This window comes from Sphingomonas sp. CFBP 13706 (genome assembly GCF_014842355.1).
Lineage (GTDB): Bacteria > Pseudomonadota > Alphaproteobacteria > Sphingomonadales > Sphingomonadaceae > Sphingomonas > Sphingomonas aerolata.
In genome coordinates, this window is sequence record NZ_JACYVM010000005.1 from 64,252 (window position 1) to 85,874 (window position 21,623).

18 protein-coding genes and 1 tRNA gene are annotated in these 21,623 nt (G+C 63.6%); 10 read left to right on the forward strand and 9 right to left on the reverse strand.

Annotation, left to right across the window (positions count from 1 at the left end):
* Positions 1-73: 73 nt before the first annotated feature.
* Together IFS44_RS11015 and IFS44_RS11020 are read right to left on the reverse strand one after the other, a co-directional pair.
* Positions 74-2,371, reverse strand: coding sequence for a sensor histidine kinase (locus IFS44_RS11015; protein ID WP_192098484.1), 2,298 nt, complete (start codon positions 2,369-2,371; stop codon positions 74-76).
* Positions 2,371-2,742 (reverse strand): response regulator, encoded by a 372-nt coding sequence (locus IFS44_RS11020; protein WP_192098485.1) that lies wholly within the window; start codon positions 2,740-2,742, stop codon positions 2,371-2,373. Before IFS44_RS11020 ends, IFS44_RS11015 begins: the two co-directional genes overlap by 1 nt.
* Positions 2,743-3,427: 685 nt before the next feature.
* Between IFS44_RS11020 and IFS44_RS11025 the strand changes: the two genes are divergently transcribed.
* The 7 genes from IFS44_RS11025 (at position 3,428) to IFS44_RS11055 (ending at position 12,561) form a co-directional block, all read left to right on the forward strand.
* Positions 3,428-6,019: an ATP-binding protein gene (locus IFS44_RS11025; RefSeq protein ID WP_192098486.1), complete on the forward strand. Its 2,592-nt coding sequence runs from the start codon at positions 3,428-3,430 to the stop codon at positions 6,017-6,019.
* Entirely contained in the window at positions 6,016-6,405 is a 390-nt protein-coding gene (locus IFS44_RS11030; protein WP_197977846.1) for a hypothetical protein, read from the forward strand. Before IFS44_RS11025 ends, IFS44_RS11030 begins: the two co-directional genes overlap by 4 nt.
* Before the next feature lie 378 nt (positions 6,406-6,783).
* Positions 6,784-7,905 carry a GGDEF domain-containing protein gene (locus IFS44_RS11035; protein WP_244650232.1) on the forward strand — a complete coding sequence of 374 codons (1,122 nt, stop codon included), beginning with the start codon at positions 6,784-6,786 and terminating at the stop codon, positions 7,903-7,905.
* 656 nt (positions 7,906-8,561) lie between these two features.
* On the forward strand, positions 8,562-9,008 hold the full coding sequence (locus IFS44_RS11040; protein WP_192098488.1) for a Csu type fimbrial protein: 447 nt from the start codon (positions 8,562-8,564) through the stop codon (positions 9,006-9,008).
* 113 nt (positions 9,009-9,121) lie between these two features.
* A complete protein-coding gene (locus IFS44_RS11045; protein WP_206757834.1) occupies positions 9,122-9,748 on the forward strand; it encodes a fimbria/pilus periplasmic chaperone in 627 nt (208 codons plus the stop codon).
* An 18-nt stretch (positions 9,749-9,766) separates the two neighbouring features.
* Positions 9,767-12,109, forward strand: coding sequence for a fimbria/pilus outer membrane usher protein (locus IFS44_RS11050; protein WP_192098490.1), 2,343 nt, complete (start codon positions 9,767-9,769; stop codon positions 12,107-12,109).
* On the forward strand, positions 12,106-12,561 hold the full coding sequence (locus IFS44_RS11055; RefSeq protein ID WP_192098491.1) for a spore coat protein U domain-containing protein: 456 nt from the start codon (positions 12,106-12,108) through the stop codon (positions 12,559-12,561). Before IFS44_RS11050 ends, IFS44_RS11055 begins: the two co-directional genes overlap by 4 nt.
* A gap of 327 nt (positions 12,562-12,888) precedes the next feature.
* Here the strand turns inward: IFS44_RS11055 and IFS44_RS11060 are convergent.
* Positions 12,889-12,979: transfer RNA gene (locus IFS44_RS11060), tRNA-Ser, on the reverse strand.
* 88 nt (positions 12,980-13,067) lie between these two features.
* Between IFS44_RS11060 and IFS44_RS11065 the strand changes: the two genes are divergently transcribed.
* The gene (locus IFS44_RS11065) at positions 13,068-13,928 is read left to right on the forward strand and encodes a peptidylprolyl isomerase (RefSeq protein WP_192098492.1); all 861 of its coding nucleotides are present in this window, start codon (positions 13,068-13,070) and stop codon (positions 13,926-13,928) included.
* Here the strand turns inward: IFS44_RS11065 and mmsB are convergent.
* The 4 genes from mmsB to IFS44_RS11085 form a co-directional block, all read right to left on the reverse strand.
* On the reverse strand, positions 13,925-14,806 hold the full coding sequence (mmsB, locus tag IFS44_RS11070) for a 3-hydroxyisobutyrate dehydrogenase (RefSeq protein WP_192098493.1): 882 nt from the start codon (positions 14,804-14,806) through the stop codon (positions 13,925-13,927). The two genes, IFS44_RS11065 and mmsB, sit on opposite strands and share 4 nt — an antisense overlap.
* Before the next feature lie 195 nt (positions 14,807-15,001).
* Positions 15,002-15,778 carry an enoyl-CoA hydratase gene (locus tag IFS44_RS11075; RefSeq protein ID WP_192098494.1) on the reverse strand — a complete coding sequence of 259 codons (777 nt, stop codon included), beginning with the start codon at positions 15,776-15,778 and terminating at the stop codon, positions 15,002-15,004.
* Between the two features lie 56 nt (positions 15,779-15,834).
* Positions 15,835-16,878 carry a 3-hydroxyisobutyryl-CoA hydrolase gene (locus tag IFS44_RS11080; protein WP_192098495.1) on the reverse strand — a complete coding sequence of 348 codons (1,044 nt, stop codon included), beginning with the start codon at positions 16,876-16,878 and terminating at the stop codon, positions 15,835-15,837.
* A 115-nt stretch (positions 16,879-16,993) separates the two neighbouring features.
* Positions 16,994-18,139 (reverse strand): acyl-CoA dehydrogenase family protein, encoded by a 1,146-nt coding sequence (locus IFS44_RS11085; RefSeq protein ID WP_192098496.1) that lies wholly within the window; start codon positions 18,137-18,139, stop codon positions 16,994-16,996.
* Between the two features lie 113 nt (positions 18,140-18,252).
* Between IFS44_RS11085 and IFS44_RS11090 the strand changes: the two genes are divergently transcribed.
* Complete coding sequence (locus IFS44_RS11090) at positions 18,253-18,573, forward strand: GIY-YIG nuclease family protein (RefSeq protein ID WP_192098497.1); 321 nt, start codon at positions 18,253-18,255, stop codon at positions 18,571-18,573.
* A gap of 93 nt (positions 18,574-18,666) precedes the next feature.
* On the opposite strand, the gene IFS44_RS11095 is transcribed toward IFS44_RS11090, so the two are convergent.
* Complete coding sequence (locus IFS44_RS11095) at positions 18,667-20,184, reverse strand: CoA-acylating methylmalonate-semialdehyde dehydrogenase (RefSeq protein WP_192098498.1); 1,518 nt, start codon at positions 20,182-20,184, stop codon at positions 18,667-18,669.
* A gap of 94 nt (positions 20,185-20,278) precedes the next feature.
* On the opposite strand from IFS44_RS11095, the gene IFS44_RS11100 reads away from it, so the two are divergent.
* Complete coding sequence (locus IFS44_RS11100; RefSeq protein WP_192098499.1) at positions 20,279-21,163, forward strand: LysR family transcriptional regulator; 885 nt, start codon at positions 20,279-20,281, stop codon at positions 21,161-21,163.
* On the opposite strand, the gene IFS44_RS11105 is transcribed toward IFS44_RS11100, so the two are convergent.
* The gene (locus tag IFS44_RS11105; protein ID WP_192098500.1) at positions 21,160-21,546 is read right to left on the reverse strand and encodes a potassium channel family protein; all 387 of its coding nucleotides are present in this window, start codon (positions 21,544-21,546) and stop codon (positions 21,160-21,162) included. The two genes, IFS44_RS11100 and IFS44_RS11105, sit on opposite strands and share 4 nt — an antisense overlap.
* Positions 21,547-21,623: the final 77 nt, after the last annotated feature.

Below are 21,623 nucleotides of genomic sequence, written 5' to 3' on the forward strand. Positions count from 1 at the left end.
CATTTGGTCAGGCTCAGCGTCAGCAGCGCGGCGGTCAGGTTCGATCCACCGTCTCCAATGGAAGCCTGATAGGCTAAATAGCTACAAAATCGGGAAAATCGATGGTCAGGATCGCGCCTCGCTCCGGAGCTTCGCGCGATCTGATACTGATCTTTCCGCCGATTTCCATGACGATCTGCCGGGAGATATAAAGGCCAAGACCTGTCCCGCGATCCGTCTTTTTGGTGGTCATGAAGGCATCGAATGCCCGGTCCGGATGACTCAAAGACAGCCCGGCGCCATTGTCCACAATACTAATCCGAACGCCGCTCTCTGAGACAGTTACCTCCAGTTCGACGGCACCGGTCAGGCTAGCGTCCTCGGCTTCGCGTCGCGTTGCGATGGAGTCGACCGCGTTCTGAATGGCGTTGACGAGCACCTGCTCGAGGCCGACGCGCGGAGCAAGGAGCAGAACCGGCGGCCCGTCTGGCAACGTCATTTTCACGCCGACATCGTGCTGGATCAGCAACGGCCGCATGAAGGACAATGTTGTGCTGACGACGTCGCCCAGATCAAGCGGTTCGGGGCTGTCATTCTCGATCCGAGCGTAGCGCGAAATACGCGTGATGATATCGCGTGCACGGTTTACCTGTTCGCTGATCCGATCAAACTTGTCGCGAGCACGCGCCGCGCCATCGGGACTCGCCTGATCGAGCAACAATCGGCCATTCTCGGCAGAAAGCGAGATGGTGAAGAGAGGTTGTTTGAGTTCATGACTCAGGGCTGAGGCCATGCCCCCGAGCTCGACGAGACGCGCCTGCTGAAGCATCCGATTCTGCGCCAGCTTCGACTGCCGGAGGCGCACCAACCACCCCGAACGCCAATGGCCGGGAGCCAGGAGGTCGCGACCGACGAATAGATACCAATCACTCGATTCCTGGTCTGCAAGCCGAAACTCGACAAACGCCTCGGCATCATCGCAGATGTCCGCAAAAGCTAGACAATCATTGGTATGGATTGCTTCGGACCGCTCCTGTGCAACCCGTTCGATGTTCATGTCCAGAAAAGCGAGGGTGCCCTTGGCAGCGTCGAAGCGGATATCCGCCGCAAGACTCAGGTCCATTTCCTTTTTGAGTTCGATGAATGCCCGGGCAATTCGCAAGCGCTCTTGCACCAACTCGGCAAAGCTGTTGTTCGCGGTGACGATAGCTGCGATCGGGCGGTCGAACTCGTTGAATGTAAGCTTTTGAGGCAGCGAAAGGCCAGGCTGGCCGAACCCTTCCGCGACTTCCTTCCAGGCCTGCAGCGAACGACGCAGGGCGCGCGTGATGAGCAGCTGCAGCAAGATCGACACGACGAGAATGACACCCAGGCCGAGCATCTCTAGAAGCACCACGCGATAGGCACTCTCGGCAGCGGGTCGGGTTGAGTAGAGATAGAAATATTTGCGGTCAGGAAGAGTGTAACGGCCGAGCTGGCACGCGGTAACCCAGTAGGCGAACGTATTGCGGTCGTTCGGCCCCGTCACTTGCAGTCCATCATCGATCCGTGTGCAGCCGAAAAGCTGCATCGCTTGTGCGGAGCGCAGGCTGCTTTCGTCGTCCGAGATAAGTAGTCGTTGGGGGTGCCTTCCTGTATTGTGCGTTTCTGCCACGCCCAAGAACCCATTTCCGGTCACGAGCCCGCGACCGATCCGCACCTCAGCCAGAAGCGCGGTTTCGGCCATGAAGGATTTAAATTCTTCCGGAAAGCGCCGGACACTGCTGACAAACATGACGAGCGCGCACGCGAGCACGATGAGTGTAATGGATGCCGGCAAGAGCTGGGCGAGGCTGATCGTGCGGCGCAGCGAGACCCGACCGGCTGGAAGGTTCACGACGAAGAGTGACAGCGCTAGATCGACCAGCGCTGCCATCAACACATCGTTGAGAAGCTTGCGGATCATCGTCAGCGCGAAAATCGTTAGCGACGCATCGTAGTTGATGCGCAGGAATAGAAACCCCGCCGCCGTCCCGATGGTAAGCAAAAAGACGGCGGTGGCGATGGCGAGCGAAGAGCCAGCGAAGCGAGTCCAATTGATGAAGACTACATGTCCCAGCGCCAGCGCAATGGTAAAGATATGGCCCCACCAGAACCAGGATGACGCCATCGTTAGCAATACCATGGGAATGGCTAGCCGCAGCCCGCCCAACCTGTATGCGAGAAGGTAGAAAAGGGGGCCGAGATACATTTCGAACCCGGGCGCAAGAATAATGCGGAAGGAACTCGCGCCGATGGCCACGGCCAAAAGGACGATCGTCAGAGCCCATCCCTGGACGGTCATGTGCCGTAGCGGCTCTGCGGCTAGTTGAGACTCGCCGCCGTGGCGTAAGCGGTTGACGATGTCATTCATCAACCCCGCCCGTCTTGTGTAAGCAGTGACAAAAGAAATTCGATGTCGACCGGCTTGAAAAGGACATGAAGATCCTGCTTCTTGGTTTCATGCTCTATCTGTTCAGTCAGATCGGTGTGGCCTGTCATCAGGATTATGGTGTTCACCTTTGCCTGCAGATCCGGGTCGGCTCGAATTGCACGGACCAGGTCGAGGCCACTGCCGTCTCGCAAGCGGAGGTCCGTCAACAGGGTTACGTGGCTGGAACCTTGCTTCAAGCTCTCCAGGGCAAGGGCCACACACGCTGCGCCGCTAACCGCGAACGAGCGCAATTCTAACATTTCAACCAACTCCTCCCGGACGTCGGTCTCGTCCTCGACGACCAAGATCATTGTTGGGCACTTTCAATGGTGACGCAAGCTCAAGATAAGAACGCGAAGTTTTCAACGTGTAAATGGCGACGTGAATAAACGTCGACCTTGATGAGCCTGCGCTTTAACCGCGACGTCCCCGCTCGTACGGCGCTGCCGCAACACTTCTCTCGCAAGCAGATGCGCTGCCAACTACGAATGGCCGCGTCTCTCTCGCGGTCTACGTCAACAGAGGCAGGCCTCTCTCCGCCACAGCGAGTGCTAAGGCCTGACGAAACGGTAGCTAAACCAATACAAGAAGACGTTTTTCTGCTGGGCTTAAGATCGTCACCCGGGATTCGTGCTTCTCTCAGGGATCGGCACGAAGCCGACATAAACAGATGTCCGGTACCGGCGCGCGCGAAACCGCGGCTGAGCGTCCGGGACTGGGAGCGGGATCGACATTCTCAGCCGTGCATTCAGGTGTTAGCCGAGGCCCGCCCTATTCCAGCAGCGATAGCGCCGAGTGCCATTTCGATAGGCTGGCAATCTCATGCGACGCTTTGTGCGCTGAGACGCGCGCGGCCCGTCGGGCTGGATCTAGCTGGCCGAGTGCGACTCCCGAAATACAACAGATTTTAGCAAGAACCACAACCGATATGGTGCCGTCCTCGATATAGGGTTAATGTTTCGCATCCGGATCGATCCCGCTGGCAGGGAGCCCTTTATGGAAGACGCAAACGAGGACGGTCACAGCATCGAGCCTCTCGCCAAGGGGCGCCGCGCCGACGTTCTCATGGCGGTCCCGAACGGAAACGCCGCCCTTATCCAGATGGCGGAATACACCGGCGACCTGATCGGCCTTTGCGATGCCGGCGGTCGACTCACCTATCTCAATCCGGCTGGCCGACGCCTGATCGGAGTCGAGGCGGCCGACATTTTCCCGATGCGGCTGACCGATTACGTTGTCCCAGAACAACGCCACCTCGTCGACAAGGTCGTCGTGCCGACAGCGAGGCGGGACGGCGTGTGGGAGGGCGAGATGCAGCTCGTCAATCTGAAGACCGACGACATCATCGACGTCCAGCGCTCGACATTCGCGACGCGCGATGAGCGCGGCGAAATCACCGGCTTCGTATCGGTCATGCGCGACATCACGCATGACAAGGTCCAGAAAGGCCGGCTTCGCCGCCAGATCGAGACGTTCGAAGCGCTGATCGCGAACAACCCTCTCGAAATCTGCCTGGTCGATGCGGATTTCAGGCTGCGTGTAGTCAGCCGCGGCGCCCAGACGGTATTCGAAAATATCCATCCGCTGCTCGGCCGCGATTTCGCTGACATTCTTCGCGCTCTCTGGCCCGAGCCCTTTGCCAGCGAAGCGATCGCCCGCTTCCGGCAGACGCTCGACACCGGCATGGCGTATGACGCTGCAACGACGCCGGAACAGCGCGCGGATATCGAGGCACGCGAGGCATATGGCTGGCGGATCGAGCGTGTGACACTGCCGGACGAATGCTACGGCATCGTCTTCTATTTCCATGAACTTATCGACAGGGAGGACGGGACGCGGGCCTTGGGTCGCCGCGAGGCCGAATTGCGGGACCTGAATATTGACCTGGAGCGTCGTGTCCGTGCTCGCACTGCGGCACTGAACCAGGCCAATGCACGCCTCACAGCCGAGATCGAGCGGCGCGAAGCGGTACAGGCTGCGCAACTGCAAAGCCAAAAGCTCGAAGCGGTTGGTCAGCTCGTGTCGGGCATCGCGCACGACTTCAATAACATTCTCGGCGCGGTGATCGGCGGGCTCACAATTATCCAGAACCGCAATGACGACCCCCGCATCGAGCAGATTGCGACGATGGGTCAGCGCGCGGCCGAGCGGGGTGCTGCGCTTGTACGACAACTGCTCGCCTTTGCGCGCCAGGAGGATGTGGTTGCGCAGCGTGTCGACCTAGCCGGCGCGATTGGCGAGATTTCCGACCTCGTCCGGCACGGCATGCGCGGCAGCGTCGCGCTCGCGATCGACTGCGATGACGATCTCTGGCCTGTGCTGGCAGACCCGGCACAATTGCAGTCGGCGCTGCTCAATCTTGCCAACAATGCCAGCGATGCGATGAATGGCGGCGGCCACCTGCATATCTCCGTCAGCAATTGCGCCCGGACTTCAGCGGATCTTCCGCTGGAACTGGACGGCCAGGACGCGATCAGGATCGTCGTGGCCGACAACGGCCCCGGCATGGACAGCGATACCTTGCAGCGGATTACCGAGCCGTTCTTCACCACCAAGGCGCGCGGCAAGGGGACCGGGCTGGGCCTCGCGATGGTGCAGCGCTTCGTGGAGCAGTCGGGCGGTGCCCTGCGTATCGAAAGCCGCCCCGGCCACGGAACCACATTCTCGATCTTCCTGCCGCGTGCCGTTGATCCTGGCGCCTCCGATCCTGCACCCCGCAGCGACGAGCCCGGTTTCAACGCGACCGGGCGCGCTTTCGAAACGGTCCTGCTGGTCGATGATGACGCCGAATTGTGCGCCATGATCGCCGAAGGATTGTCAGACGACGGCTTCGACGTGATCGTGGCGCCGGACGCACAGGCGGCGCTGCTCGTGTTACGGACGCGGGCGATCGACGCGCTCGTGACCGACGTCCACATGCCGGACATGACCGGTAATGACCTGGTCGCGCAGGTGCGCGCCTCGGGATCGGACATTCCCTGTCTGTTTATGACGGGGATCGCCAACGAAGCCGCTCTCGATGGCGAGACGGTCGTGCAGAAGCCCTTCAATCCCGCCGTATTGCACTATGCGCTGCGCCGCATCCTGATTGCACGGGACCAGCGTGCGTCCGATGCCGAGCGGCTCGATCGGCTGACGCTGCGCTTGAAGTCCGATTGCACCCGGTCATTGCTCGACCACTGGCGCGCCGTCCGCGCAGGCCAAGTCATCCCGTTGTTCGAGACCTTCACGATCAATGCATGCAGCGAGCCGCACCGGATCGTGGTTGCGCAGATCGACTTGGGGAAGGTGCCGATCGATTTCACCTTCACGCTGGTCGGCGACACCTTGCGCAACGCTGTACCGCACAGCATCGCCGCCACCGAGATGCCGGTCACTGGCAACGATAGCCTCGCGGCGCGCGAGGCGGCCTATCGCCGCTGCGCGCTGACCGGCAAGCCGTCGCATGAATATGCCCGTATCAACCTTGGTGACGGGTATAGGGAAACATTCGAGCGGCTGTTGCTGCCCTTCTCGTCGGACGGGATCGTCGTCGATCATATCGTCGGTGCGGTTGTCATCGAACGTGAAGCGGTGGGGGAACGATGATGGTTGACGCCCGTGAGCTACCTGATTTCAACGAGCCCCGGCTGGCGATGGCGATAGAGGCGCTACCAAGCGAAACGGTCGACGCCTTGCCCTATGGCGCAATCCGGATCGGTGACGATGGCAAGGTCGAATATTATAGTGCGGCAGAGCGGCGCCTGTCGGGCTCCGGCAATCACGACCGCCTCGGCCTGGACTTCTTCAGCAGGATCGCCCCCTGTATGGACAATCCTGACTTTCGCGGTCGCGTCGAGCGTGCCCGGGTATCGGGCGTGCTCGATTTGGAGTTCAGCCACGTCGGCGACTTCGAGGACCGCGACCGGGAACTGACGGTGCGCATCCAGTCTGCCAGTACGGGCGGCTACTGGATATTCATGCGCCGCGATTGACCGCTTTTGGCGTCAGATTTTTTGTAAATGTCGGGAATGGAGAGGGAAGCGAACTTTCCACTTTTAGGGCTGCACCCCGGAAAACCAGCCACTGCATGGGCGCCACAGCTGCACCAGCCTTTTGCATCGGAGGAACCCTAGGTTTCATGCCGTTCTTGGATCAATGCAAAAACCGGTGATTTCTGCAGCTTGGATGGCAAGGTCCGATCGCTGAACTTTTCGGTGTCGTTATCTCGATCGATTCACGCTGTCCTATAATGCGCGCATGCATGTCGGCGATTTTCCCTACCATCACGATCGGCGGCACAGGACTACGCACTGCCCCTGCGACCGGATTCGCCCAATCCTGGCTGTGCTGGCATCAGGGAACACGTGATCATGCCCCGCGGCCTGATATCGCGTGGTTGGCTGGAACGGCTGGGAGACCATCGGCTCGATGGGGCGGCGCTGGACGGCCTGAAAACGCTGTTGCCGCGATTGGTGATCGCCGCTCTGGCGAGCTTGCTGTTGCTCACCCATCTGGGCTCTCGCGCTGCGATACTCTGGATCAGCTTTGTCGGCTTTGCAGAACTGTGGTGCAGGCAATGCAGCATCATGCTGGCGCAACCGGATGGCGGGCGCCTGCCGCTGCGGCTCAACTATATTGCCTCCGCACTCATGACGACGATCGCGTGGACGAGCTTGCCGGTTTTGCTGTGGTGGAGCAGGGTTCCTGATATAGGTTCGGCGGTTATCGTCATGCTGATCTCACAGCTGATCCACGCCCAAGCCTTTGCCTTCCGCGCCCCGTCGATCGTGGCATTCAAGGTTGGTGTTCCCGCCAGCGCAATGCTCGCGCTGCCTTGGCTGGTCGAACCAGCAAGCTATTTTACTACTCTCACGTCGACAATCGCGTCGGGTCTTTGCATCAGTTATATCTTCGCAAGCGTGCGGGCAAACTGGCGGAGCGACGCGGCGCTACGCAAAGCTCATGACGAGCTCGAATATCTGGCCTATTTCGACGGACTTACCTCCCTCGCCAATCGTCGACAGTTCACACGACACATGCGCAATCTCATCGCACTGTCCGATCGTCAAAAGTCCCGGTTTGCCTTACTCCTGATCGATCTTGACCATTTCAAGGTCGTGAACGACACGTTTGGCCACGATGCTGGCGATGCGCTCCTCGTCGCCGCAGGAGAGCGTCTGCGCGCAGCCGTTGGAGAGTTGAGCCATGTCGCGCGGCTCGGCGGTGACGAGTTTGCCATACTCTTACCCGACATCGGCAGCACCGCCGATATCGATGCGGCATGCGGTCGCATCGTCGATGGCGTCCAGCCTGCTGTCGACTTCAACGGAGGACAGATGTACCTAAGTTTCAGCATCGGCATCGCGCTTTATCCCGGCGACGGCGACAGCATACAAACAATCCTGAAATCCGCTGACGTTGCGCTTTACGACGCGAAGCGGAGGGGGCGAGGCACGTGGTGCTTCAGTGACGGGTTCGGCAAGGTCGCGTAAGTCAAGTTTTAGACCTACGGACGGTGCGCGTCTGATTCATTGCTTGCACTACACTGGCACACTCGAACCAAATCCGGCCATCTCTGCCACCTTCCCCGCTCCCCGACTTCAAGCATTTCCCTGTTCGCGCTGACGGCTTTTGGCGGCTGATATTTCCTCATGGCTGCCGTGATCGAGAAGAAAGCGGCGCGTCCGATTTAGGGTAGTCGGTGGGAGGCCGCCGTTGGTTAAAACGGCTGCGAGAATGATAATCGGCGCCTTTCGGGTTGATCGCGGCGCGCACGTATTTGGACAAATGCTCAATACATCTCAGCCACTCTTTTTAAGCGAACAAGCGCTTCATTACGACGAGGTGAAGAATTACCGTCCAGACTCCTCAGTCCAAGTGGACTCTGAAGAACTTCCTAATTCGCAATAATCTGCAGTTGGTTAGGGACACCGGTGGTGGATCGCCGCATATAAATGGTGACGTTTTTCCTGAGGCTGACGCCCTTCCTTTGGCTGGCATTCTATAATTGCCTGAGAAAGGTGGCCGTCTTATGATTACGCAGAACTTGGCCCGGCATATTGCGTTACTGCGCATAGGTCGGCCGTCGCTTCACACCACTACAGCCTTTTTCAAAACGCAGGCTCGCGTTCTGAGCATTCCCCTATGCATGGTTGTGGCGAATAGCTCGGCAAGCGCATCGACGGCGAACACGACGTTCAATGTGACGGCCAACGTCGTGTCGAGTTGCCAGATTTCGGCGACCGCGCTGACGTTCGGAACCTATACCGGGACCCAAACCGACGCGACCTCGACGATCACCGCGACCTGCACGGATACCACCGCCTACACCATCGGCGTCAGCGCAGGCCTGGGCACGGGGGCGACCGTAACGAACCGGTACATGAACGGCCCCAGCGTCGATGTGCTCGCCTATGCCGTCTATCGCGACAGTGCGCGTACCAATAGCTGGGGCACGACGATCGGTACGGACACGGTCTCGGGCACCGGCAACGGCGGCGCTCAGGCCATTACCGTTTATGGGCGCCTTGCAGCGGGTCAATTGCCCGTCCCCGGAGCCTATTCGGATACTCTGACCGCAACGATCACCTACTGATGGCCCGGGGAAGTGTTATTCGCGTCGAGAGGCTTCGTCGCTGGTCGATGGCGGGCGGATACGGGGTCGTCCTGGCAACGGGCATCGCCCCGCTTCACGCACAATCCCTGTCGGTGAGCCCGGTCACGTTCAATCTTGCCGCCTCGCAGCAGGCGACGAGCCTGACGGTTCGCAACGATGGCGCTGAGGAAACGGTGGTCCAGATCCGGCCCTTTGCCTGGACGCAACAGCCTGACGATGTCCTCACACCGGCCGACGATGTGGTCGTCAGTCCCCGCATCGTGACGATCCCACCCCATTCGAACCAGGTCTTCCGGGTTCTCGTGCGGCATAAGCCGGCGTCCAAGGAACTGACGTACCGATTGGTCCTCGATCAGATCCCGCGCGCGTCCGAACCCGGTGCCGTGCGCATGGTCCTGCGCATTTCCATGCCGATCTTCGTCGAGCCCGTCGCTCCGGCGAACCCCGGCGTTCGATTTCGGCTGGCGCGCCGGGACGGTGACACGGTGCTCGTGCTCGAAAATCCGGGAGCGCGTCATGAGACGCTGCGCAACGTTGTCCTGCGCGACACGAACGGCGCGCCGATCGCCATCAAGAACGGTGGCTCACCCTATCTGCTGGCTGGCGCGACGCAGGAACTTCCGGTCCAGGACATGCCCGTCCAAGCCGCCGTGGATGGCCGCTATCGACTGACGATGGAGGGCGGAAAGGGCCCCATCACCGTTGCCCTCGCGCGGTAGCGGGGACGGGACCGTGCGATGCGCGCCAAAGCCCTCCGATCGACCTGTCGATTTCTCTTGATGATCTGCCTCGCTGACCATGCCGGGGCCGCTCCCGCACCGACGCTGCTGGAGGTCTGGATCAATGGGCGCCCGACTGGGAAAATCGGCGAGTTTGTTCTGCGCGGCGACGGACTGGCGGCAACCCCCAAGGAACTCGTCGAACTCGGCCTTGCCCCGCGCACCACGCCCGGCGATGAACTTGCGGACATCGTCGCCGACCGTGATTTTCGCTGGCACGTCGACCAGGCTACAGGCCGACTCTACGTGACCGCTTCCGAGGCGCGTCTGGTGAGAACGACGATCTCGGCCACTGCCGATCCTGCCATGGCCGGAGCGGTGGAGAGCGGGACCGGTTCCACGCTGAACTACGATACGACAGTGACCGGCGATGCTCGTCGCCAGGCCTTTTCCGCGTACCTCGATGCCCGCGTCTTTTCAGGCCATGGGGTTGCGGCTGGTCAGGCCTTGATGACCGCATTCCGTTCGGGGACGACGACGACCTATCGCGCGACGAGGCTTGATTTCACCTACACCGTTTCGCTGCCCGACCGCCTGCTGCGGCTCAGGTTGGGCGACTTCATCACGTCGGGTGCGGACTCGCAACGGGCGATCCGGCTCGGCGGCATCCAATTCGGTTCGGACTTCGCGCTGCGACCCGACCTGATCACGATGCCGCTGCCGGATTTTCGTGGAAACGCGGTCGTCCCCACCATCGCCGACATCCTTGTGAACGACGCATCCGCGGTATCCCTGCCTATCGGCTCTGGTCCCTTCGAGATCCGCAACGTCCCGGTGCAGACGGGCAGCGGCAAAGTCTCGCTGAACCTCCAGAATTCGCTGGGACAATCCGTCAGGACGACGGTGGCCTATTATGCGAGCAATGCTCTGCTGGCACCCGGGTTGCACACGTTCGCTGTCCAGGCTGGCGTTATCCGGCACCAATTCGGGAGCCAGAGCAACGCCTACGGACAGCTTGCGGCAAGCGGCAGCTACCGCTGGGGCGTATCGCCACGGCTGACGGCGGCGCTCTATGCCGAAGCAACCCGCAGCGCGGCGCTCGTCGGGTCGGGCGTGTCGGTAAACCTGGCCAATCTGGCAATCGCCACGGGTGATTGCGCGGCCAGCAGCGGGCGGGACGGAAACGGTGTGCGCTGCATTGCGCAAATCGAACACCGCGACTCACTGGTGTCGCTCAGGCTGTCCCATGGATTTGCGACGAAGGACTTTCGCGACAACGCGGCAAGCGATGGCTATCCTGCCATTCGCCAGCAGACCGACGCCAGCATTGCGCTTGCAATGGGTCCGGCCGGTACGATGTCCCTCGGCTATACCGCACTCGATCAGGCAGGCGACGTCGCCTGGGGAAGGCTGAAGGGCGCGCCGGCGATGTTTGGCCGCGGTTCCGCGGTCCGTCTGGCATCCGTCACCTACAGCGTGCAGCGGGGACCGGTATCGATCTACGCGAACGGCTCGCACGACACCACCGTACGCGGCGGCCGCAGCATCATGTTCGGCCTGTCGCTTCCCTTCGGACGGCGCAGTCAGGCGAGTGTTGATCGGCAGATGCAAGGCGGCCGCTGGCAAAGCCAGCTGCAGGCGGCGCGCGGCACGAGCGAGGCCGATTCATGGGGCTATCAGGCGGCGATCGGACGCGGCGCGATCGAAAGCCAGTTTGTCGAAGTACAACATCGGTCCCGCATCGGATGGCTGGCCGCCGGAATCGATCGGACCAACGGTGCAACGACGATCCGTGCCCAGGCGCGCGGGTCCGTGTCCGCAATCGATGGCTCGGTATTCCTGTCGAATACGATCAACGACAGTTTCGCGATTGTCGACACGCAAGGGTTGGCAGGTGTTCGGGTGCTGCACGAAAACAGGGTCGCCGGCCGAACCGGCCGGTCGGGCAAGCTGATGGTTACCGACCTGCGGTCGTTCCAGGTCAATCACCTCGCCATCGAGCCGACCGATCTGCCGCCCGATGCCGTGATCGCAACCGGGGAACGCGATGTCCGGCCACAGGATCGGGCAGGCGTCGTGCTCAGGTTTCCGATCAAACGACCAAATGGCGCGGTGCTGATCCTGGTCGACGCAAGCGGTAGACCACTTCCACCGGGAAGCACCGTCACGCTGGAAGCGTCCGGGGCGACGTATCCCCTGGGTTTCGACGGGGAGACCTTCGTCGAGGGGCTCGACCAGCACACCGTCCTGAACGTCGCGCGCCCCGACGGCACGCGCTGCCGTGTTGGACTGTCCGTCGCTGCGCGGGACCGGGGTCTCGCGCGGCTTGGCCCGTTTTCCTGTGTCGAGACGGCCCCGTGATCGCCCGCGTGCTGTTCACGCTCTTTTGCCTCGCGATACCCGCTGTCGCGGATGCGGGATGCTCGGTATCGGCAAGCGGGGTCGCGTTCGGGAACTATGACGGGTCCGCCACGTCGGCGGACGACGCGACGGGCACGATCACGATCAACTGCTTCATACTCTCCGGTCTCGGCGGGTACACGATCGCGCTCAGCCCGGGACGAGACGGCAGCTATACGGCGCGACGCATGATTTCTGGAACGGCGACCTTGCCCTATCAGCTTTATGCGGATCCGGCGCGAACGCAGATCTGGGGCGACGGGTCGGGCGGGAGCTCCACCGTGCGGTCCTTCGATATCATCCCGTTGCTTGGCGGGAGTTCGACCTACCAGATTTACGGAAGAATTCCCGCCAATCTCTCGCCACGCCCCGGAGCCTATAATGATACGATTACAATTACGGTAAGCTATTGATTGATGCCGTATTTACTACATCTGAAAGGCGTCCGATCTCGGGAAGGGTCAGGCGACTAAACCCGTAGCCCATCGTATGGACGAACGGCTGTTCATGGCAATCGCCGCCCGAAAGCGGAGGGGCGGCTTACGACCGCTTTTACCGGTCAACTCTGAGCATAGGCCGTACGCAATACAGGGGCGCGGCCTAACGCGACATAAACCACGGCCAGCGATACCCGCGGAAATCGTGCAGCGACGTTCGGCTTCAAGCACGCGCGCTTTTGGGGAGCGGTTATGGGAACCCGACGACTTGATCGCAACTTTGGGTTTAGATCCAAAGGGTGGTGGCGGAGCGGGAGGGATTCGAACCCTCGATACGCTTTTGACGTATACTCACTTTCCAGGCGAGCGCCTTCGACCACTCGGCCACCGCTCCGCATTGCTCTGGAACGCGCCTGCTAGAGCGGGTTTGGCTGCGGCGCAAGCGATTGCGTGCGGGGCGGCACTCGGGCAGTCTCACAGCGATGATCACCGCCCTGCTCGCCGCCGCCCTCGCCCAAGCCACGCCGGCGCCCGCGCCGCTGCCGTCCGATCCGATCGCGGCGGACTGGGTGGCGGTGCCCGATGACGAAATTCTCGTCTTCACGCTGGCGAACGGGCATGGCTTCACGCTTCGCCTCGCGCCCGCCTATGCGCCAGCGCATGTCGCCAATATCCGCGCGCTCGCCCGCGCGCGCTGGTGGGACACCGCGACCAGCGTCTACCGCGTGCAGGACAATTACGTCGCGCAATGGGGCGATGCGACCGAGAAGAAGCCGCTCGTCCCCGGCGTCGCGGACGGGATCGCCGCCGAATATGACCTGGCCGGGCCGGCCGCGGTCGCGCGGCTGACGAAGCGCGATCCTTATGCCGAATGGGCGGGCTACAGCGCGGATGGCTGGCCGCTCGCCGGCTCGGGCGCACGGCAATGGCTGCCGCATTGCTACGGGATGGTCGGCGTCGCGCGTGATCTGGCGCCGAGCGTCGGCAGCGGCGCCGAGCTCTACACCGTCATCGGCCATGCGCCGCGCGCGCTCGACCGCAACATCGCGGTCGTCGGGCGGGTGATCGACGGGATCGAGTGGCTGTCGTCGCTGCCGCGCGGGACGGGCGAGCTCGGCTTCTACGCCACCCCCGCCGAGCGCAGCCCGATCGTCTCGGCGCGGCTGGCGAGCGACCTTCCCGCCGCCACCCGCCCGCACTTCCAGTACCGCGCGACGCGCAACCCGCGCTTCGCCGCCTGGATCGCGGGGCGCGAGAACCGTACGCCGCCGTTCTTCACGGTGCCGGCGGGCGGTGCGGACATCTGCAACGCGCTCCCGCCGGTCCGCCGCACGCCGGGTTAGGCCTTGCCCTGCAACGTGCGGATGATCGCGGAGAAGTCGAGCCCGCCCTGCCCGGCCGCGGCGAACGCCTCGTAGCGCTCCGCCGCCTTCGCGCCTATCGGCGTGTCGGCGCCGACATCCTGCGCCGCCGCCATCGCAAGCCGCAGGTCCTTCAGCATCAGGGCCGCCGCGAACCCGCCCTGATAGTCATGGTCGGCGGGGGTGTCGGGGCCGATCCCCGGCAGCGGCGCATAGCTCGTCATCGACCAGCTCTGCCCCGACGAGACGCTGGCGATGTCGTAAAAGGCCTGCGCGTCGAGCCCGAGCTTTTCGGCCAGCACGAACGCCTCGCAGGTCGCGATCATCGTCGCGCCGAGGATCATGTTGTTGCAGATCTTCGCCGCCTGCCCCGCGCCGTTCGCACCCGCATGGATCACCGCCTTGCCCATCGCCGCGAGAATCGGCTCGGCGCGCTCGAACGCCGCCGCCGAACCGCCGACCATGAAGGTGAGCGTGCCCGCATTGGCAGCACCAATCCCGCCGGAGACGGGCGCGTCGACCGCCGCAAGCCCCTTGGCCTGCGCGGCGTCGGCGACCTGTTTTGCGGTCGCGACGTCGATCGTCGAACAGTCGATCAGGATCGCGGTCGGCGCCGCGACGCCGAACAGCGCGTCATACACCTCGGCGACGTGCTTGCCCGCGGGCAGCATCGTCACGATCGCCTCCGCCCCGTCGGCGGCCTCGGCGGCGGAGGCGACGGGGAGGCAGCCCGCCGCCTTTGCCTTGGCCAGCGCGTCGGCGCTCAGGTCGAACGCGTGGACGTCATGGCCGTTCTTCGCGAGGTTCGCGGCCATCCCGCCGCCCATGTTGCCGAGCCCGATGAATCCGATGCGTGCCATGTTCTCTCTCCTAAATCCTCCGCGGCGACTGTGCCGCTCGCGATCCAACAGCGTCATCCGCGACTAGGTCCCGCACGCCCCCAACCCCGTCATCCTGACGAAAGTCAGGATCCAGAGCCAGGAACGACACCGCCGGTAACCCTGGATCGTGACTTTCGTCAGAATGACGGGCAGCGACGATGACGGGTGGCCGCGCTACTTCCCCGTCCAGGTCCCCGCACGCTTCTCGACGAACGCGGCCATGCCTTCGCTCTGGTCAGCGGTGCCGAACAGCCCGTGGAACAGCCGCCGCTCGAACTGCACGCCCATCGCGAGCCCCGTCTCGAACGCTGCGTTGACCATTTCCTTGTTCGCTAGCACCGCCAGCGGCGCCATCGCGGCGATGGTGGCTGCGGTCTTCACCGCTTCATCGACCAGCTCGTCGGCGGGGACGATCCGCGACACCAGCCCTGCGCGCTCGGCCTCGACCGCATCCATCATCCGCCCGGTCAGCACCATCTCCATCGCCTTGGCCTTGCCGACCGCATGCGTGAGGCGCTGCGATCCGCCCATGCCGGGGGAGACGGCGAGCTTGATCTCGGGCTGGCCGAACTTGGCGGTGTCCGCGGCGAGGATGAAGTCGCACATCATCGCGACCTCGCAGCCGCCGCCCAGCGCATAGCCAGCGACCGCGGCGATGATCGGCTTACGCGTCCGCGTTACCTGCTCCCAGCCGGCGAAGAAGTTGCTCGCATACATGTCGGCAAAGCCCTGGCTCTGCATCTCCTTGATGTCCGCCCCCGCCGCGAACGCCTTGGCCGAGCCGGTCAGCACCGCGCAGCCCTGCGACGGATCCGCATCGAACGCGGCGAACGCGGCGATCAGGTCGGCAAGCACCTGCGAATTGAGCGCGTTGAGCGCCTGCGGGCGGTTGAGCGTGACGAGCGTGACGTGCCCACGCTGCTCGACGAGGATCGTTTCGTAATCGGCCATCTCAGTCTCCAATAAGCATCGTCATCCTGAATCCCGACTTTCGTCAGGATGACGGATTAGCCCGGCGTCCACGCCTCGGCCTCGGGCAACGGCGCGAAGATCTGGTCGATCACGTGATCGCTCACACCCTCGGGCGTCGCCGGATCCCAGCGCGGCGCATTGTCCTTGTCGACGATCACCGCGCGCACGCCCTCGATGAAATCGTGCCGCTGCACGACATGCGCGCCGACCGCATATTCCTGTTTCATTTCATCCGCGAAACTCGCCATCGCCGCGCCTTCGCGGAGCAGCCGGAGCGACACCTTCATCGTCTGCGGCGACTTGGTTTTGAGCGTCGCAAGCGTCTTCGCGGCCCACTCACCACCATCGACGTCGAGCGCGGCATAGATTTCCTCGAGCACATCGGACGCGAACAGCCGGTCGATCTCGTCACGATGCGTCATAATCTCGGCATCGTCGGGTACGTCGGACGACCCTTCGAGTATGACGTCGATCTCGCGGGGACGCTCGACGATCCAGTCCTTCACGCTCTCGAGCTTGGCGCTCGTCAGATAATGCGTCGCCAGCCCCAGCGCCAGGCAATCGGCGCCGTTGATCCGGTGCCCGGTCAGCGCGAGATACTGCCCGATCCGCCCTGGCAGCCGCGACAGATACCATCCCCCGCCGACATCGGGGAACAGCCCGATCCCCGTCTCGGGCATCGCGAACTTCGTGTTCTCCGTCGCGACGCGGTACGTGCACGGCAAGGCGAGCCCGACGCCGCCGCCCATCGTGATCCCGTCCATGAACGCGACGATCGGCTTGGCATAGACGAACAGCCGGTGGTTCATCCGATACTCGGCGTGAAAGAACGCGCGCGCTTCGGCGCCGTCGCCGGCTCCCGACGCGGCGAGCATCCGGATATCGCCCCCGGCGCAGAACCCGCGCCCCTCGGCATGATCCACGATGATCGCCTCAACTGACGCATCCCCGCGCCACGCCTCGAGCGCCTCCAGCACGCCTTCGCACATCGCCAGATTGAGCGCGTGCAACGCCTTGGGCCGGTTCAGCCGAATCCGGCCGACAGGCCCTTCATTCTCGACGATCAGATCATCGGTCACGCGATCACCTCCCGGGCATCATCTCCGCGCCTCCGCGCCTCCGCGCGAACAAAACTTCTTTTCACGCGGAGGCGCGGAGACGCGGAGTGGAAGGCATAGCGATCGCTGCGCGGGCTCATTGCCGGGTCAGCTCGCGGCCGACGATCATGCGCATGACCTGGTTGGTACCCTCGAGGATCGAATGCACACGCAGGTCGCGCCAGAAGCGTTCGATCGGGTAATCCTGCAGATACCCGTAGCCGCCGTGCAGCTGCAACGCGCGGTCGACCACCGACGAGCCGGTGTCCGTCGCCAGCCGCTTCGCCATCGCCGCGAACTTGGTCTTGTCGGGCGCGTTCGCCGTGACCTTGGCCGCCGCGATGTAGAGCAGCGCACGCGCCGCCTCCAATTCTGTCGCCATGTCGGCAAGCATGAACTGCGTGTTCTGGAAGTCCGCGATGGCCTTCCCAAACTGCTTCCGGTCGCGCGTATAGGCGATCGCCTCGTCGAGACACCGCTGCGCGCCGCCGAGCGAGCACGCACCGATGTTCAGCCGCCCGCCGTCGAGCCCCATCATCGCGATCCGAAAGCCCTCGCCCTCGCCGCCGACCATGTTCGCGCCCGGCACGCGGACGCCGTCGAAGATCACCTGCCGCGTCGGCTGCGAATGCCAGCCGAGCTTCTTCTCGTTCGCGCCGAACGACACGCCGGGCATGTCCTTCTCGATCACCAGGCACGAAATGCCCTTGGGCCCCTCCTCACCGGTGCGGACCATGGTGACGTACACCTCGTTCTCGCCTGCGCCCGAGATGAACTGCTTCGATCCCGTCACGATCCAGTCGTCGCCGTCACGTACCGCGCGCGTCTTCAGCGCGGCGGCGTCCGACCCCGAACCCGGCTCGGTCAGGCAATAGCTCGCCAGCCGGTCCATCTTCACCAGATCGGGGAGATACTTGTCTTTCACCGCGGCCGATCCGAACCGGTCGATCATCCACGCCGCCATGTTGTGGATGCTGATGAACGCGCTCGTCGAAGGGCACCCATACGACATCGCCTCCATGATCAACGCGGCTTCGAGGCGCCCGAGCGCGATCCCGCCGCTCTCCTCGCTGACATAGATCGCCGCGAAACCGAGCTCGGCCGCCGCCTTGATCGTGTCGCGCGGGAAGATGTGCTTCTCGTCCCACTCGGCCGCATGCGGGGTGATCCGATCGGCGGTGAAGCGGCGCGCGAGCTCCTGGATCTCGCGCTGGTCGTCGGTGAGGTCGAAATGGTTGGTCATCGGGCTTTCCTGTGTCGTCATACTGGGCTTGACCCAGTATCCAGAGCGGCGAATGCTGGCGCCTGTGGCTCTGGATCCTGACTTTCGTCAGGATGACGGGGTGGGGGAAGGATATGGCTAGGCAACCCGCGGTCTATATCATGGCGAGCGGGCGCAACGGAACGCTCTACATCGGCGTGACGTCCGACCTGATGGCGCGGATCGTTCAGCATCGCGAGGGCGTGACCGACGGGTTCTCAAAGCGATACGGCGTGAACCGGCTTGTCTGGTTTGCGATGGCAGACACGATGGACGCGGCGATCACGCGCGAGAAACAGCTCAAGGTCTGGAAACGGTCGTGGAAGACCACGCTGATCGAGACGGACAACCCAACCTGGCGCGATCTGGCCGAGGACTGGGGCTTCGACCCCCTCCCCACCCCTCCGTCATCCTGACGAAAGTCAGGATCCAGAGCCACGAGCGTTGCGCTCCGTAACTCTGGATCCTGGATCAAGTCCAGGATGACGGGGAGGAAACGCCGCACCCGATCACCCCATCGTCGGAATGACGAACGCATTCGCCGCGTCGCCAACCCCGCCATCGGGCCAGCGTTGCGTGATCGTCTTGACCTTGGTCCAGAACTTCACGCCTTCCATGCCGTGCTGGTTGGTGTCGCCGAACGCCGAACGCTTCCAGCCGCCGAACGTGTGATACGCGACCGGCACCGGGATCGGCACGTTGATGCCGACCATCCCGACATTCACCCGCGCCGCGAACTCGCGCGCGGCGTGGCCGTTGCGCGTGAAGATCGCGACGCCGTTGCCGTACTGATGCTCGCTCGGCAGCCGGACCGCCTCCTCGAAATCCTTGACGCGGACGATCTGGAGGACAGGCCCGAAGATCTCCTCCTTGTACGCCGACATCTCCGTGGTGACGTGATCGAACAGCGACGGCCCGATGAAGAACCCCTTCTCATGCCCCTGCAGCTCGAACCCGCGCCCGTCGACGACCAGTTCCGCACCCTCGTCGACACCCGTCTGGATCCAGTTCTCGATCCGGCTGCGATGCGCTGCGTTCACCACCGGGCCGTAATGCGCGTCATTGTCGGTCGAAACACCCACGCGCAGTGCCGCAATCGCCGGGATCAGCTTCTCGCGCAAAGCAATGGCGGTCTTCTCGCCGACCGGCACCACCACCGGCAATGCCATGCACCGCTCGCCAGCGCTCCCGAACGCCGCACCCGACAGATCGGCGACGACTTGGTCTAGGTCCGCGTCGGGCATCACGATGCCGTGGTTCTTGGCCCCGCCCATCGCCTGGACGCGCTTGCCCGCCTCGACGCCGCGGCGGTACACATAATGCGCGATGTCGGACGAACCGACGAAGCTGACCGCACTGATCGCCGGATGATCGAGGATCGCGTCGACCATCTCCTTGTCGCCGTGGACGACCTGGAAGATCCCCTCGGGCAGCCCCGCCTCGAGGAACAATTCGCCCAGCCGCACCGGCACCGACGGATCGCGCTCGCTCGGCTTCAGGATGAACGCGTTGCCCGTCGCGATCGCGACGCCGCTCATCCATAGCGGGATCATCGCGGGGAAGTTGAACGGGGTGATGCCGGCGCCGATGCCGAGCGGCTGGCGCATCGAATAGACGTCGATCCCAGGCCCCGCGCCCTGCGTGTACTCGCCCTTGAGAATGTGCGGGATGCCGCAGCAGAACTCGATCACCTCGAGCCCGCGCTGGATATCGCCCTTCGAATCAGCGATCACCTTGCCGTGCTCGGACGACAGCAGCCGCGCGAGTTCGTCCATGTTCGCCTCGACCAGCCGCTTGAACTCGAACATCACACGCGCGCGGCGCTGCGGGTTCGTCGCTGCCCAGCCCGGCTGCGCTTTCTGCGCGGCGGCGACAGCGGCATCGAGATCGGCCTGCGTGCCGAGCGTCACGCGCGCCTGGATCTCGCCGCTATTGGGATCGAACACGTCGCCGCTACGGCCGCCGCCGGAGGACGGTCCACCCGCGGTGCCGCCTGCGATCAGATGCTCGATGGTGCGAACGGTCATGGCGCCTCTCCTTGTTTTGCGGCCTCTACACCACTGCCTCGCCTGCGACACAAGCGATAGACTTGCAGCCCTGAGCTGCATATTTGCAGTCTGCATGGACTGGAGCGACCTGCCGATCTTCCTCGAAGTCGCCCGCGCGCAGCAGCTTGGGCGTGCCGCGGCGAGTCTCGGCGTCGATGCGACGACGGTCGGCCGCCGCCTTCGCCGGCTCGAGACCGCGGTCGGCCAGCGGCTGTTCGAGCAGGGCCCCGACGGCCAGATCCTGACCAGCGCAGGCGAGGACCTGCTCGCGCGCGCGACCGCGATGGCGGCGATCGCGTCGGACATCCGTACCCCGCCCGCGGGCCGGACCGAGGTCGACGGCACGATCCGCGTCAGCGTCGCCGAGGGGTTCGGCACCTGGTTCGTCAGCCGACATCTCGGCACGCTCGCACAGGCGCATCCCAAGCTCGCAGTCGATCTCGTCGCGACCAGCGGCTTCCTCAACCCGACCCGGCGCGAGACCGACGTCGCGGTCCTGCTCGCCCGCCCGCGCCGCGGTCCGCTGCGGACGCGCAAGCTCACGGACTATACGCTGCGGCTCTACGCGTCGGCGGAGCATCTCGCGGCGCACGGCCCGGTCCACGGCATCGCCGACCTGCGCGACCGGCGGATGATCGGCTATGTCCCCGACATCGTCTACGCGCCCGAACTGCGCTATCTCGACGAGATCCCGGGCGTCCGCGACCCCGTGCTGCGTTCGTCGAGCATCAACGCGCAGGCGCACATGATCGCGGCCGGCGCCGGCATCGGCGTGCTCCCCTGCTTCATCGGCGAGGCCTATCCCGGGCTTGTCGCGATCCTCCCCGACATCCGCATCAGCCGCGCCTTCTGGCTGGTCACGCACCAGGATACCGGCCGCTTCGACGCGATCCGTGCCTTCACCGACTGGCTGGTGGCGCTGGTCGGGCGCGAACGCGCGGTGCTGGCGCCCGATTAATCCTGCCGCGGCTCACGCGAAAGGATCGCCTCGATCCGCGCGAGCGCCAGCTTGATCTCCTCCTGCTCGGCATGCGTGAAGGCGTCGCTGTCGACGATCATCTTGGCCGCCATTTTCGCGGTTAGCAGCGGCACGAGGAACAGCGGTACCGCATGCATCAGCGCGACCGCGACGATCTTGCCCCCCATCGTCACGGGAAACACGTCGCCATAGCCGATCGTCATCGCGGTCACGAACGACCACCAGATGCCCACATCGACCGGCTTGCCCTCGAACGTCGCAAACAGCGCCGCGCAGATCAGGATGGTCGAGACATAGCCGACGATCAGGATCGGCAAGGCCTGGATGAACGGCCGCCACGATCCCTTTGTCCTGCGCGCCATGATACCCCCCGGTTGTTTCGGCGCATCATCCAGCAAGCGGCCGACATTTCAAGCGGCACGCGCGCGGCTGGTCGATC